General features: G+C 53.5%; 12 protein-coding genes. 8 read left to right on the top strand and 4 right to left on the bottom strand.

The features are described 5' to 3' along the window. Positions 1 to 27 precede the first annotated feature (27 nt). From ybiB to rhlE, 3 genes are all read right to left on the bottom strand, one after another. The gene (gene ybiB / locus SBG_RS03710; RefSeq protein ID WP_000386566.1) at positions 28 to 1,002 is read right to left on the bottom strand and encodes a DNA-binding protein YbiB; all 975 of its coding nucleotides are present in this window, start codon (positions 1,000 to 1,002) and stop codon (positions 28 to 30) included. Between the two features lie 29 nt (positions 1,003 to 1,031). Next, positions 1,032 to 3,176 (bottom strand): ATP-dependent DNA helicase DinG, encoded by a 2,145-nt coding sequence (gene dinG, locus SBG_RS03705; protein ID WP_001218673.1) that lies wholly within the window; start codon positions 3,174 to 3,176, stop codon positions 1,032 to 1,034. A 209-nt stretch (positions 3,177 to 3,385) separates the two neighbouring features. Continuing rightward, entirely contained in the window at positions 3,386 to 4,741 is a 1,356-nt protein-coding gene (gene rhlE, locus SBG_RS03700; RefSeq protein WP_000007044.1) for an ATP-dependent RNA helicase RhlE, read from the bottom strand. Between the two features lie 227 nt (positions 4,742 to 4,968). Between rhlE and cecR the strand changes: the two genes are divergently transcribed. The 5 genes from cecR (at position 4,969) to SBG_RS03675 (ending at position 10,658) form a co-directional block, all read left to right on the top strand. Further along, on the top strand, positions 4,969 to 5,643 hold the full coding sequence (cecR, locus tag SBG_RS03695) for a transcriptional regulator CecR (protein ID WP_001095906.1): 675 nt from the start codon (positions 4,969 to 4,971) through the stop codon (positions 5,641 to 5,643). Then, positions 5,643 to 6,638 carry a secretion protein HlyD gene (hlyD, locus tag SBG_RS03690; protein ID WP_000743443.1) on the top strand — a complete coding sequence of 332 codons (996 nt, stop codon included), beginning with the start codon at positions 5,643 to 5,645 and terminating at the stop codon, positions 6,636 to 6,638. Before cecR ends, hlyD begins: the two co-directional genes overlap by 1 nt. Then, complete coding sequence (locus SBG_RS03685; RefSeq protein WP_001287607.1) at positions 6,631 to 8,367, top strand: ATP-binding cassette domain-containing protein; 1,737 nt, start codon at positions 6,631 to 6,633, stop codon at positions 8,365 to 8,367. Before hlyD ends, SBG_RS03685 begins: the two co-directional genes overlap by 8 nt. After that, on the top strand, positions 8,360 to 9,490 hold the full coding sequence (locus SBG_RS03680) for an ABC transporter permease (RefSeq protein WP_000045759.1): 1,131 nt from the start codon (positions 8,360 to 8,362) through the stop codon (positions 9,488 to 9,490). The genes SBG_RS03685 and SBG_RS03680 overlap by 8 nt, the downstream gene beginning before the upstream one ends. 61 nt (positions 9,491 to 9,551) lie before the next feature. Next, on the top strand, positions 9,552 to 10,658 hold the full coding sequence (locus SBG_RS03675; RefSeq protein WP_000469040.1) for an ABC transporter permease: 1,107 nt from the start codon (positions 9,552 to 9,554) through the stop codon (positions 10,656 to 10,658). Here the strand turns inward: SBG_RS03675 and SBG_RS03670 are convergent. Beyond that, positions 10,620 to 11,030: a YbhQ family protein gene (locus SBG_RS03670; RefSeq protein ID WP_000871967.1), complete on the bottom strand. Its 411-nt coding sequence runs from the start codon at positions 11,028 to 11,030 to the stop codon at positions 10,620 to 10,622. The two genes, SBG_RS03675 and SBG_RS03670, sit on opposite strands and share 39 nt — an antisense overlap. A 132-nt stretch (positions 11,031 to 11,162) precedes the next feature. Between SBG_RS03670 and SBG_RS03665 the strand changes: the two genes are divergently transcribed. The 3 genes from SBG_RS03665 to SBG_RS03655 are packed head-to-tail and all read left to right on the top strand — an operon-like array spanning position 11,163 to position 14,121. Beyond that, complete coding sequence (locus tag SBG_RS03665; protein WP_000192042.1) at positions 11,163 to 11,921, top strand: endonuclease/exonuclease/phosphatase family protein; 759 nt, start codon at positions 11,163 to 11,165, stop codon at positions 11,919 to 11,921. After that, complete coding sequence (clsB, locus tag SBG_RS03660) at positions 11,918 to 13,159, top strand: cardiolipin synthase ClsB (RefSeq protein WP_000649647.1); 1,242 nt, start codon at positions 11,918 to 11,920, stop codon at positions 13,157 to 13,159. The genes SBG_RS03665 and clsB overlap by 4 nt, the downstream gene beginning before the upstream one ends. Continuing rightward, positions 13,159 to 14,121, top strand: coding sequence for a lysylphosphatidylglycerol synthase transmembrane domain-containing protein (locus SBG_RS03655; RefSeq protein WP_001129812.1), 963 nt, complete (start codon positions 13,159 to 13,161; stop codon positions 14,119 to 14,121). The genes clsB and SBG_RS03655 overlap by 1 nt, the downstream gene beginning before the upstream one ends. Positions 14,122 to 14,125: the final 4 nt, after the last annotated feature.

Below are 14,125 nucleotides of genomic sequence, written 5' to 3'. Positions count from 1 at the left end.
GCCCGTTCGCCACTGGACGGGCTTTTTTTATCCGCTAAAAGCGTGTTTAACACGTGCAAACCCGTCTTCTAACGTAGCCACCTCTCCCGTCGCAACCAGACAACAGGCTATTTGCGCTTTTAATGATTGCGGCACCGGCTCGCGTCCGGCAAGGCAGCGCTCAGTCCAGCGCGCAGTGGTTTCAGGATCTTTATCTGCCGGCAGTGAAAGCTGCCCGGCGCCCATTTCACTCTGGCGCTCAAGTAGCACCTGTACGCCGCGGTTATCGATCAGGCTGATCTGCGGACAGCGTTGGGGGTTAGCATAAACTTCACCCTCGGTACCATGCATCAGCAAAGCCCGCCCGCCGATATCAGTAAAGAATTTCGCCACACGTGGAACGTATTCCGGATGCGAAACGCTGGAAAGCCGCAAAGCCGCGTATTCTGCAAAAGGGGTGACGAGTTTCGCCAGGGTATGCGCGCTGTTGCGCACGCCCATTCGCCAGCGTATCGCTAACTGTTTCTCCAGCGGTGGGCAGAGCGCGCCGACAGGCATAAATACCGGCTGATGCCCCTCAAGTTTCGCTTGCGCCTGCCCGCCATGCAGGGTAGGTTCAAGCCCCATCAGTTCAAATATGGTTTCCGTCAGCACACGCGTCGGATCTTCACTAACGCCATGTACTACCACCGGAAAGCCAAGTCTGTGCAGCAGGATAGCCAGCAGCGGCGTTAAATTCGCCTGTTTACGCGCGCCGTTATAGCTGGGTATGACAATTGGCATCGGCCTGTCAGCGGGCGGCGTCAGTTTAATGGTGTGATTCTGCATAGCTTCATAAAAGCCCAGCATTTCGGCTTCGCCTTCCCCTTTAATACGCAACGCCATTAATATGCCGCCCATTTCCAGGTCGGGTATATCGCCATTCAGCATTCGGGTATACAAACCGCGTGCAGTATCCTTTTCCAGATCGCGGGCGTGATTTTTACCTCGCCCGATCTCTTTGATGATCTTGCGATAATCCATTGAAAGCTCCTTGAATTGTGCTCACCGCATTAACGTCGTCGGCGACGTGCAGGTTTCGCTTTTGGTTTTACTATAACGTCTGGCACCACAGGTTGCTCTATCGGAAAAACAGGTAACGCCTTCAGTAAACGCTGGCCGTAGTTTTTGGTCAACAAGCGCTTGTCATAAATAACCACTTCGCCCCAACAGCCGTGGCTACGAATTAGTCTTCCGACTTGCTGAATTAAATTAAAAGACGCGCTCGGTAAGCTTTGTACCTCAAAAGGATAGCGATTCAGGCTTTTTAGCCATTCGCCTTCAGTAATCACGACCGGACTGTCGATCGGCGGAAAGGCAATTTTATGAATATGAACCTGAGTCAGCAGTTCACCTTTAAGATCTAACCCCTCAGCAAATGACTGCAAGCCTACCAGTACGCTGCGTTCACCGCTCCCGACCCGTTTACGATGTAGCTCCACCAGCCGATAACGCGGCTGATCGCCCTGAACCAGCAGTAGCAGGCGTAAATCAGCCACATGCTCCAGAAAGCGTTGCATCGCCCGCCCGCTGGCAAATAGCACCAACATGCCACGATGTTTTTTACTTTCCAGCTGTTCGCGAAAATAGGCCGCCATCTCAGCAATGTGCTGTTCCTCAGTTTCAATTAACGGCTCATAGCACATTTGCGGGATGATAATTTTGCCCTGTTCAACGTGGTTAAATGGCGAATCCAGCGCCACAAAACGGTCGCCCGCCTTCTCTTTTAAGCCGCTCATCTCCTGCAAGCGCGAAAAGCTATTGAGCGAGCGTAACGTTGCCGACGTGACAATAATGTGCGGCACGCTGCGCCAGAGCAGCCTTTCCAGCTGATCGCTGACGCGGATGCCTACGCAATGGAACCAGACATGTAGCTGCCCTTCACGTATTTCACGCGTCGCCCATTTGGACACCGGCGCGCCCGAAGACTGCGCCATTGAAGCCAGCCGCCACAATTTACTTTGCGCTTCAAACATGCCCAACGCCCGGTTCATTTGTAAAATCACCCGGTGCAGGCGTACCACATCATGAGTTCCTGTTTTCTCGCTGAGATCGTTCAGAAAGGACTCCGCCAGACCGCGCAAGGTTTCGGTGAGCTTTGCCAACCGCTGGCAGATTTCCATCACCTCGTCCGGCAGTTCTCCCATGGCAAAACGATATTCTGCCTCCTGAGCGGCAGGCATATACAAATTGAGAATATTATTCAGTGAGGCGATAAGCTCATACAGCTCTTCGCAGTGGGCGTTAAGCCGCTCAGGAATTGCCAGTGGCGGCGTAGTCTTTGGCCGAAACTGTTCCATACAAGTTGCCACCAGTTTGCTGAACAGATCCAGCTGCAGGCGATACCAGGAGGCAGTAATTTCGGCGCTCATCTCCAGCGCGTCGCGGGCAACATCCGGCAGATGATGACCTTCATCCAGTACCAACAGCAGATGTTTTGGTTCCGGCAGCACGGCTTCGCTTTCCATCGCCGCCATCACCAGCGCGTGGTTGGCGACCACCACCTCCGCTTCCTGAATTTCACGTCGGGCGACAAAAAACGGGCATTCGCGATAGTAATGGCAATTGCGGTTCAGGCAACTGGCTTTGTCGGTACTCAACCGTCGCCAGAGATCATCATCAATGGCGATATCAGTGTGATCGCGCAGGCCGTCCCACTTGTAGCTATCAAGATCCCCTTTCAGCCTGGCACAACGCTTTTGCTCTTCCTGGTTATTGGGCGTCAGTTCATCATCCAGAAAGGCAAGCAGATCTTGCTGAGCAGGCTCGCTACTGGCCAGCGCCGCCAGATTACGCGGACAGACATAGCGCCCCCGGCCAAACGCTGCCGTAAAGCGCAGGTCAGGGATAATTTTGCGTAGTAGCGGTAAGTCTTTGCTATAGATTTGGTCCTGAAGGGCGACGTTAGCGGTGCTGACGACCAGCGTTTTCTGCTCTTCACGGGCGATGGCAATCCCCGGAAGCAGGTAGGACAAGGTTTTCCCGACCCCGGTCGGCGCTTCAATCGCCAGATGCCTCCCTTCTTCCCCGGCCAGCGTTTTGGCAACGTCAGCAATCATCTGCCGCTGCGGCGCCCGGGGAATAAAATCGGGGATCTGTTCCTGTAACGCCTTATACCAGGCGGCGATTTGCGCTTTCAGCGCAGCAGTCAATGCCATGAGAAAACCTGAAACACTGTATAAACAGCCACTATTGTGGCACATTTCAGCCTCAGGAAGTACCTTTTTTGCCGCTTGTGGAAGGCGGCTCGCAACGCGAGGGGGATTTTGCCGGGTAGTGACGCAGGCACCTGATCCGGCCTACGGATTGGCATAGTCCGTAGGCCGGATAAGCATTAACGCCATCCGGTATTTTTGCGCAATAAAATTTATTGTGCGGGGGTAATTCTACGCGGACGGCGCGGCGGACGGGCTTTGTCGCCAGCAGATTTCCCCTCGCCAGTACGCGGTTTGGCTTTCGCCTTCGGCGCGCCGCCGTCCTGACGACGCGGCTGCTGGCCACGGCCTGCGCCGCCCTGCCCGTGGCCGCGACCACCGCCGCCACGCTGCTGGCGACCGTTCTGAATTGGCTCCGCTTTGATTGACGGATCGGGTTCATAACCCGGAATAGCGATACGTGGGATCTCTTTTTTCAGCAGCTTTTCAATATCACGTAACAGCTTGTGCTCGTCAACACAGACCAGCGACAGCGCTTCGCCGGTTGCCGCCGCGCGACCGGTACGGCCAATCCGGTGTACGTAATCTTCCGGCACATTTGGCAACTCATAGTTGACCACGTGCGGCAACTCTTCGATATCGAGGCCACGCGCAGCAATGTCGGTCGCCACCAGCACGCGAATATCGCCGGATTTAAAATCGGCCAATGCGCGAGTACGTGCGCCCTGCGATTTATTACCGTGGATCGCCGCGCTGCGAATACCGTCTTTATTTAGCTGTTCCGCCAGATGGTTCGCGCCATGCTTGGTGCGGGTGAAGACCAGCACCTGTTGCCAGTTACCCTGACCTATCATTTGTGACAGCAGTTCGCGTTTGCGTTTTTTATCGACAAAATGGACATGCTGTGTGACCTGCTCAGAGGCGGTATTACGGCGCGCCACTTCAATTTCCAGCGGGTTATGCAGCAGCTTTTCGGCAAGCGCTTTAATATCGTCAGAGAAGGTCGCAGAAAATAGCAGGTTCTGACGCTTCGGCGGCAGTTTTGCCAGCACGCGGCGAATATCGTGGATAAAGCCCATATCCAGCATCCGGTCGGCCTCGTCCAGCACCAGAATTTCTACCTGATCCAGCTTCACAGCATTCTGATGTTCCAGATCGAGCAGGCGCCCCGGCGTTGCCACCAGCACATCGACCCCACCACGCAGTTTCATCATCTGCGGATTGATGCTCACGCCGCCGAAAACGACCAGCGAGCGAATGTTGAGATACTGACTGTAATCGCGGATGTTTTCGCCAATCTGCGCCGCCAGTTCGCGAGTCGGAGTGAGGATCAGCGCCCGCACCGGACGACGTCCCTTCGCATGTGGTTGTTGAGTAATCAGATGCTGTAATAACGGCAGTGAAAAACCAGCGGTTTTACCGGTGCCGGTCTGCGCGCTGGCCATCAGGTCGCGGCCTTCCAGTACGGCGGGAATCGCCTGCTGCTGAATGGGGGTCGGTTCACGGTAACCCTGCCCGGCGATGGCGCGCAAAATATCAGGATGTAAACCCAGGGAATCAAAAGACATAACTACTCCGAACCGCCCCGACCGTTCCCGGTGTAGTTTTCAGGGAGATACTTAAATTTGGAATGACAAAAACCACAGTGTCATGAAGAGGCGGAGTGTAGCAGTTTTTGTGATGCGGCGCATAAATTATCCCGTAAGGTGGCAGAGACAAAATAATCATCCACACTGGACAAGAACCCTTATCAGTCATAATCTTAATCAATCGATTGATTAAGATTAGGCGTGTGATGAATACTCCCACAACGACAACCAAAGGCGAACAGGCCAAAAGTCAGTTAATTGCCGCCGCGCTGGCGCAGTTTGGCGAGTATGGCTTGCATGCCACCACGCGTGACATCGCCGCTCTGGCGGGGCAAAACATTGCCGCCATTACTTATTATTTCGGCTCAAAAGAGGATTTATACCTTGCCTGCGCTCAGTGGATCGCTGACTTTCTTGGCGAAAAATTTCGCCCCCATGCTGAAGCGGCGGAACGTCTGTTTAGCCAGCCTGAGCCTGACCGGGATGCTATCCGCGAGCTGATTCTACTCGCCTGTAAAAATATGATTATGCTGCTAACCCAGGAGCACACCGTTAACCTGAGCAAATTTATTTCACGCGAGCAGCTCTCTCCCACGGCGGCCTATCAGCTGGTTCATGCCCAGGTTATCGACCCGCTGCATACGCATCTGACACGATTAATTGCCGCTTATACCGGCTGTGACGCCAGTGATACCCGCATGATTTTGCACACCCATGCCTTAATTGGCGAAGTGCTGGCGTTTCGTCTCGGCAAAGAAACTATTCTGTTACGTACCGGCTGGCCGCAGTTCGATGAAGAAAAAGCGGAGCTGATTTACCAGACGGTAACCTGCCATATCGATCTCATTCTGCAAGGTTTAACGCAAAGGAGTTTGGACTGATGAAAAAACCTGTCGTTATCGGACTGGCCATCGCCACTATCGTCGCGGTGATTGCCGGTGGAACCTGGTGGTATCAAAGTCGGCAGGACGATGGGCTGACATTGTACGGTAATGTCGATATTCGTACCGTCAATATTAGCTTTCGCGTCGGCGGCAGGCTGGCGTCGCTAAAGGTGGATGAAGGCGATGCCATCAAAGCCGGGCAGGTGCTCGGTGAACTGGATCACGCGCCGTATGAAAACGCGCTAATGCAGGCCAAAGCGGGCGTCTCCGTCGCTCAGGCACAATATGATTTGATGCTGGCAGGCTATCGTGATGAAGAGATAGCCCAGACCGCCGCCGCGGTAAGACAAGCGCAAGCCGCCTATGACTACGCGCAGAACTTTTATAACCGTCAACTGGGGCTATGGAAAAGCCGCACCATCTCCGCTAACGATCTGGAAAATGCCCGTTCGTCGCGCGATCAGGCGCAGGCGACGCTGAAATCCGCGCAGGATAAACTCAGTCAATATCGCAGTGGTAATCGCGAACAGGACATCGCCCAGGCGAAAGCCAGCCTGGAACAAGCGAAAGCTCAACTGGCGCAGGCACAGCTTGATTTGCAGGACACTACGCTTATCGCGCCTTCTAACGGTACGTTGCTCACCCGCGCAGTAGAACCCGGCAGTATGCTGAATGCCGGCAGCACGGTATTGACGCTATCATTGACCCGTCCAGTCTGGGTGCGCGCCTATGTCGATGAACGTCATCTTAGCCAGACGCAACCAGGACGCGAAATTCTGCTTTATACCGATGGCCGCCCGGATAAACCTTATCATGGAAAAATAGGCTTCGTTTCGCCAACCGCGGAATTCACGCCGAAAACCGTCGAAACGCCGGACCTGCGTACCGATCTGGTCTACCGCCTGCGTATTGTCGTTACCGATGCAGACGAGGCGTTACGCCAGGGGATGCCTGTCACGGTCAAATTTAATGACGAGGCAAGGCATGAGTGAGGCCGTCATTACGCTGCACGGTCTGACGAAGCGCTTCGCGGGAATGGATAAACCCGCCGTCGCCCCGCTCGACTGTACCATTCATTCCGGTTATGTCACCGGGCTGGTAGGGCCGGACGGCGCAGGAAAAACCACGCTAATGCGTATGCTGGCGGGTCTGCTCAAAGCCGATGACGGCAGCGCATCTGTGCTGGGCTTCGACCCAATACAAAACGACAGTGAGCTGCATGCGGTTCTGGGCTATATGCCACAGAAATTCGGCTTGTATGAAGATCTTACCGTCATGGAGAACCTTACTCTCTATGCCGATTTGCGCAGCGTTACCGGCGAGATACGGGAACAAACATTTGCCCGTTTGTTAGCGTTTACTGCGCTCGGTCCGTTCACCGGTCGTCTGGCGGGGAAATTGTCCGGCGGGATGAAGCAAAAACTGGGGCTGGCCTGTACGCTGGTTGGCGAACCCAAAGTCCTGCTGCTGGATGAGCCGGGCGTTGGCGTTGACCCAATCTCGCGCCGCGAACTGTGGCAAATGGTCCACGAACTGGCGGGCGACGGAATGCTGATTTTATGGAGCACCTCCTATCTGGATGAAGCCGAACAGTGCCGCGACGTGCTGCTAATGAATGAAGGCGAGTTGTTGTATCAGGGCGAACCTAAAGCGCTGACGCAAACCATGGCCGGACGCAGCTTCCTGGCAAGCAGTCCACAGGAGAACAACCGTAAGTTATTACAGCGGGCGCTCAGGTTACCGCAGGTAAGCGACGGTATGATTCAGGGAAGGTCAGTACGCCTAATCCTGAAAAAAGAGGCAACCGCAGATGAGATTCGCCAGGCCGACGGTATGCCGGAAATCATCCTCAACGAAACCGCGCCGCGCTTTGAAGATGCGTTTATCGATCTGCTGGGCGGAGCCGGCACCTCGGAATCCCCGCTCGGCGCTATTTTGCATACCGTAGAAGGTACACCCGGCGAAACGGTGATTGAAGCAAAAGAACTGACGAAAAAATTTGGCGATTTCGCGGCGACAGATCACGTTAACTTCGTAGTACAACGCGGTGAAATTTTTGGCCTGCTCGGTCCGAATGGTGCCGGTAAATCCACCACGTTTAAAATGATGTGCGGCCTGCTGGTGCCGACTTCCGGGAAGGCGCTGGTGCTGGATATGGATCTTAAAGTCAGCTCAGGCAAAGCCCGTCAGCATCTGGGCTATATGGCGCAAAAATTCTCGCTGTACGGCAACCTGACAGTGGAGCAAAACCTGCGTTTTTTCTCCGGTGTTTATGGCCTGCGGGGCCGCGTGCAGAATGAAAAAATTCAGCGCATGAGCGAAGCCTTTGGTCTGAAAAGCATTGCGTCGCATCCCACCGATGCCCTGCCGTTGGGCTTTAAACAGCGTCTGGCGCTGGCCTGCTCGCTGATGCACGAACCGGATATTTTATTCCTCGATGAACCAACATCCGGCGTCGATCCTCTTACCCGCCGTGAATTTTGGCTGCATATTAACAGCATGGTGGAAAAAGGAGTCACAGTAATGGTGACAACCCACTTTATGGATGAAGCGGAATATTGTGATCGTATCGGGTTGGTGTACCGGGGGAAATTGATCGCCAGTGGTACGCCGGACGATCTAAAAGCACAGGCCGCCGATGAGGAGCAGACCGATCCGACAATGGAACAGGCTTTTATCACCCTCATCAATGACTGGGATAAGGAGCATACGCATGAGTAAGTCTCTCTCCTGGCGCCGCGTGCGTGCTCTGTGCGTCAAAGAGACGCGTCAGATTGTCCGCGATCCCAGTAGCTGGCTGATTGCAGTGGTGATCCCCCTGTTATTGCTGTTTATTTTCGGCTACGGCATTAACCTCGACTCCAGCAAACTTCGGGTGGGTATTCTGCTTGAACAGCAGAGCCAGGAAGCGCTGGACTTTACGCATGCGATGACCGGTTCACCCTATATCGACGCCACCATCAGCGACAATAGACATGAATTAATTGAAAAAATGCAGGCCGGACACATTCGCGGACTGGTGGTGATCCCGGTAGATTTTGCGCAACAAATGGCGCGCACCAATGATACAGCCCCCATTCAGGTGATTACCGACGGCAGCGAGCCGAACACCGCGAACTTTGTGCAGGGCTATGTCGAGGGCATCTGGCAAATCTGGCAAATGCAGCGAGCGGAAGATCGCGGCGAAACGTTTGAGCCGTTAATTGACGTGCAGACCCGCTATTGGTTTAACCCGGCGGCGATAAGCCAGCATTTTATTATTCCTGGCGCAGTGACTATCATTATGACGGTGATCGGCGCGATCCTGACCTCGCTGGTCGTTGCCCGCGAATGGGAACGCGGTACGATGGAGGCGTTGCTCTCTACCGAAGTGACGCGCATCGAACTGCTACTGTGTAAACTTATTCCTTATTACTTTCTCGGTATGCTGGCAATGCTGCTCTGTATGCTGGTATCGGTATTTATTCTCGGCGTCCCTTATCGCGGTTCGCTGCTGATTCTGTTTGTTATCACCAGCCTGTTTTTACTGAGTACGTTAGGAATGGGGCTGTTAATTTCCACCATCACTCGCAACCAATTTAACGCCGCGCAAGTGGCGCTCAACGCCGCCTTTTTACCATCAATTATGCTGTCGGGTTTTATCTTTCAGATAGACAGTATGCCTGCGGTGATACGCGCGGTGACCTATATTATTCCGGCGCGCTATTTTGTCAGTACTCTACAAAGTCTGTTCCTGGCGGGTAATATCCCGGTGGTACTGGGGATTAACGTGCTGTTTTTAATCGCCTCGGCGGTGATGTTTATTGGTCTGACATGGCTGAAAACCAAACGACGGCTGGACTAAGGATTTGCCGGATAGCGCTACGCTTATCAGGCCTACAAACGACATACCTGAGGATAACGGCATGTTTCATCGTTTATGGACGTTAATTCGTAAAGAGCTGCAATCGTTATTACGCGAGCCGCAAACCCGCGCCATCCTGATTTTGCCGGTGCTGATTCAGGTTATCCTGTTTCCCTTTGCCGCAACGCTTGAAGTCACTAATGCCACCATCGCCATCTATAACGAAGATAACGGCAAACATTCGGTAGAACTCACGCAGCGCTTTGCCCGCGCGAAGGCGTTTACCCATGTGCTGTTACTGGCCAGTCCACAGGAGATCCAACCGACGATTGATACGCAAAAAGCGCTGCTGTTGGTGCGTTTTCCGGCGGATTTTTCACGGAATCTGGATACCTTTCAGCCCGCGCCGATGCAACTCATTCTCGACGGACGTAACTCTAACAGCGCACAGATCGCCGCTAACTATCTGCAGCAGATCGTTAAAGATTACCAGCAGGAGTTGATGGATGGAAAACCGAAACCGAACAACAGCGAGCTGGTGGTGCGTAACTGGTATAACCCGAACCTGGATTACAAATGGTTTGTGGTGCCGTCGCTGATTGCCATGATCACCACTATCGGCGTGATGATCGTCACTTCGCTTTCCGTGGCCCGCGAACGTGAACAGGGCACGCTGGATCAACTGCTGGTCTCTCCGCTCACCACCTGGCAAATTTTCGTTGGTAAAGCGGTACCAGCGTTGATTGTCGCCACCTTCCAGGCCACAATCGTACTGGCTATTGGTATTTGGGCGTATCAAATTCCCTTTGCCGGATCGCTGGCGCTATTTTACTTTACCATGGTGATTTACGGACTCTCGCTGGTCGGATTCGGCCTGTTGATTTCATCGCTGTGCGCCACACAACAGCAGGCGTTTATCGGCGTTTTTGTCTTTATGATGCCGGCTATTTTGCTCTCGGGCTATGTCTCACCGGTGGAAAATATGCCCGTCTGGCTGCAAAATCTGACGTGGGTAAACCCTATCCGTCACTTTACCGATATTACCAAACAAATCTATCTCAAGGACGCGAGTCTCAGGATAGTCTGGGGAAGTTTGTGGCCGCTACTGGTGATAGCGGCCACTACGGGTTCAGCGGCGTATGCGATGTTTAGACGCAAAGTCATGTAGCTTTTTATCTTTCGCCAGTAATGACACCACGGCGGGCCCGGCCAGGATAGCCAGCCCCGCCAGCGCCAATAAGATATTATTTTGCAGAACGCGGGACAGCAGCCACAGGACAATCAGCGCAGTGCCAAAGTACCAGGTCGTGGTAAGCTCTTCCAGCACATCAGCCACATCGCGCCAGCGCTGCTCATGATGGCGCTGTAACGCCAGCATCAGCAGTACTGTCACGCCGTAAAGTACGCATAATCCCAGGCCGACGCGCACTAATGTGCCGCTCATCCAGCCGATTACCAGCATCGCCACGACCAGTAAATGCAACATAATCTGCCAGCAACCCAGGCCGGTTGCGACACGAACACGTTGTTGCCACTTCATGGATTTTCTCCTGAAGGATTTTTCTCTAATTATTCAGAGTACCGAACTTTACGGAAAATTCCGTAAGGCCGCATCTTTTTGTGACGACGACTACACTATTTCAATCAGGATAGTGACGCGGACAGGAAGAAAATGACTCAACACACGCGAAATTTTTCATTCAAAGTGCTCACGATTAACACGCACAAAGGTTTTACCGCCTTTAATAAACGCTTCATCCTGCCGGAGTTGCGCGACGCTGTCAGAACGGTCGGCGCCGATATTGTCTGTCTGCAAGAAGTGATGGGTGCGCATGAGGTACATCCACTGCATATCGAAAACTGGCCGGACACCACGCATTATGAATTTTTGGCCGATACCATGTGGAGCGATTTCGCCTATGGTCGCAATGCGGTCTATCCGGAGGGCCATCACGGTAACGCAGTACTTTCTCGCTATCCCATTGAATACTACGAAAATCGAGATGTCTCGATTGGCGGCAGTGAAAAGCGCGGCGTGCTCTATTGCCGTATTACACCGCCCATGCTGCAACACCCTATTCACGTCATGTGCGTTCACCTTGGCCTGCGGGAAAGTCATCGCCAGGCACAGTTAACTCTGCTGGCGGAATGGGTAAATGCCTTGCCCGAATCGGAACCGGTACTGGTGGCCGGGGACTTCAACGACTGGCGGCAAAAGGCCAATCGACCATTAAACGCAGCCGGTCTGGAGGAGATATTTACTCGCGCCTATGGCCGACCGGCGCGCACGTTCCCGGTGAGTATGCCATTGCTGCGACTCGATCGTATTTATGTCAAGAATGCCCACGCCAGTTCCCCTACGGCGCTGCCGCTGCGAGACTGGCGACATTTATCAGACCATGCCCCCCTTAGCGCGGAGATCCATCTATGAAATGCGGCTGGCGTGAAGGTAATCAAATTCAGCTACTGGAAAATGGCGACCAGTTCTATCCTGCCGTGTTTGAGGCTATTGCTCAGGCACAGCAAAAAATCATTCTGGAAACCTTCATCTTGTTTGAAGATGAAGTGGGCAAAAAACTCCACAGCGCTCTGTTAAAAGCGGCGCAACGCGGCGTAAAAGCTGAAGTACTGCTTGATGGCTATGGCTCTCCCGATCTTAGTGACGCATTTGTCGGTGAACTTACCGCTGCCGGTGTTATTTTCCGCTATTACGATCCCCGCCCTCGTCTGCTGGGAATGCGAACCAATATTTTTCGCCGGATGCACCGCAAAATTGTGGTGATTGATGACCGTATCGCCTTTGTCGGCGGCATTAACTATTCTGCAGAACATATGTCGGATTACGGCCCGCAAGCGAAACAAGACTATGCAGTACGTGTGGAAGGGCCGGTAGTGGCGGATATTCTGCAATTTGAAGTAGAAAACCTGCCGGGGCAAAGCCCGGCACGCCGCTGGTGGAAACGCCATCATCAGGCCGAAGAAAACCGCCACCCCGGCGAGGCACAGGCTCTGTTTGTCTGGCGGGATAATGAAGAGCACCGCGACGATATCGAACGTCATTATCTGAAAATGCTGACGCAAGCAAAACGTGAAGTCATTATCGCTAACGCTTATTTTTTCCCTGGTTACCGTCTGCTCCATGCGATGCGTAAGGCCGCCCGCCGTGGCGTGAGCGTAAAACTGATTGTCCAGGGAGAGCCAGACATGCCGATTGTTAAAGTGGGCGCACGACTGCTCTATAACTACCTGGTGAAAGGGGGGGTTCAGGTTTATGAATATCGCCGCCGCCCGCTACACGGCAAAGTGGCGCTCATGGACGATCACTGGGCCACGGTAGGCTCAAGTAACCTCGATCCGCTCAGTCTGTCGCTCAACCTTGAAGCTAACCTGATTATTCATGATCGCACCTTTAACCAGACTCTGCGCGACAATCTACAAGGCATTATCGTGAATGATTGTAAGCAGGTCGATGAGTCTATGCTGCCGAAACGCACCTGGTGGAACCTGACTAAAAGCGTACTAGCGTTCCACTTTTTACGCCATTTCCCGGCGCTGGTCGGCTGGCTTCCGGCGCATACCCCGCATCTGGCGCAGGTTCCCCCACCTGCACAGCCAGAAATGGAAACCCAGGATCGCGTTGATCCAGAAAATACAGGAGTGAAGCCCTGATGGCTAAATCGCATCCGCGCTGGCGGTTGGCTAAAAAAGTACTGACCTGGCTGTTTTTTATTGCAGTCGTCGTTCTGCTGGTGGTTTATGCTAAAAAAGTCGACTGGGGCGATGTCTGGACCGTCATTCGCGACTATAACCGCACTGCGCTATTAAGCGCGGTTGGGCTGGTTATTATTAGCTATCTTCTTTACGGCTGTTACGATCTACTTGGCCGGCTTTATTGTGGGCACAAACTGGCAAAACGGCAGGTCATGCTGGTGTCGTTCGTCTGTTACGCCTTTAACCTGACGCTCAGTACCTGGGTCGGCGGGATAGGGATGCGTTACCGGCTTTACTCGCGCCTCGGCTTACCTGGTAGCACCATTACACGCATTTTCTCGCTCAGTATTACCACTAACTGGCTGGGCTATATTTTGCTTGGCGGCATCATTTTTACCTTCGGCGTTGTCCAGCTTCCCGACCACTGGTATATCGATGAAGGTACTCTGCGTATTCTCGGTATCATTTTATTGTTGATTATCGCGGTCTATCTGTGGTTTTGCGCCTTTGCGAAGCGTCGGCATATAACAATTAAAGGCCAGAAACTGGTGCTGCCGTCATGGAAGTTCGCGCTGGCACAGATGGCCATCTCCAGCGCGAACTGGATGGCGATGGGGGCGATAATCTGGCTGCTGATGGGCCAGGGTGTGAACTATTTCTTTGTGCTGGGCGTATTACTGGTGAGTAGTATCGCGGGCGTTATTGTGCATATTCCGGCAGGCATCGGCGTGCTGGAAGCCGTATTTCTGGCGTTGCTGGCGGGCGAACATACGTCGCAAGGTACAATTATCGCCGCCCTGCTCGCTTATCGCGTACTGTACTATTTTATCCCTCTGCTGCTGGCGCTGATCTGTTATCTGATACTGGAGAGCCGGGCGAAAAAGCTGCGGGCGAAAAATGAGAAGGCGATGGCGAAGTAACAGG

The sequence above is a fragment of the Salmonella bongori NCTC 12419 genome, from assembly GCF_000252995.1.
Lineage (GTDB): Bacteria > Pseudomonadota > Gammaproteobacteria > Enterobacterales > Enterobacteriaceae > Salmonella > Salmonella bongori.
This window is presented reverse-complemented; position numbering and strand designations above follow the sequence as displayed.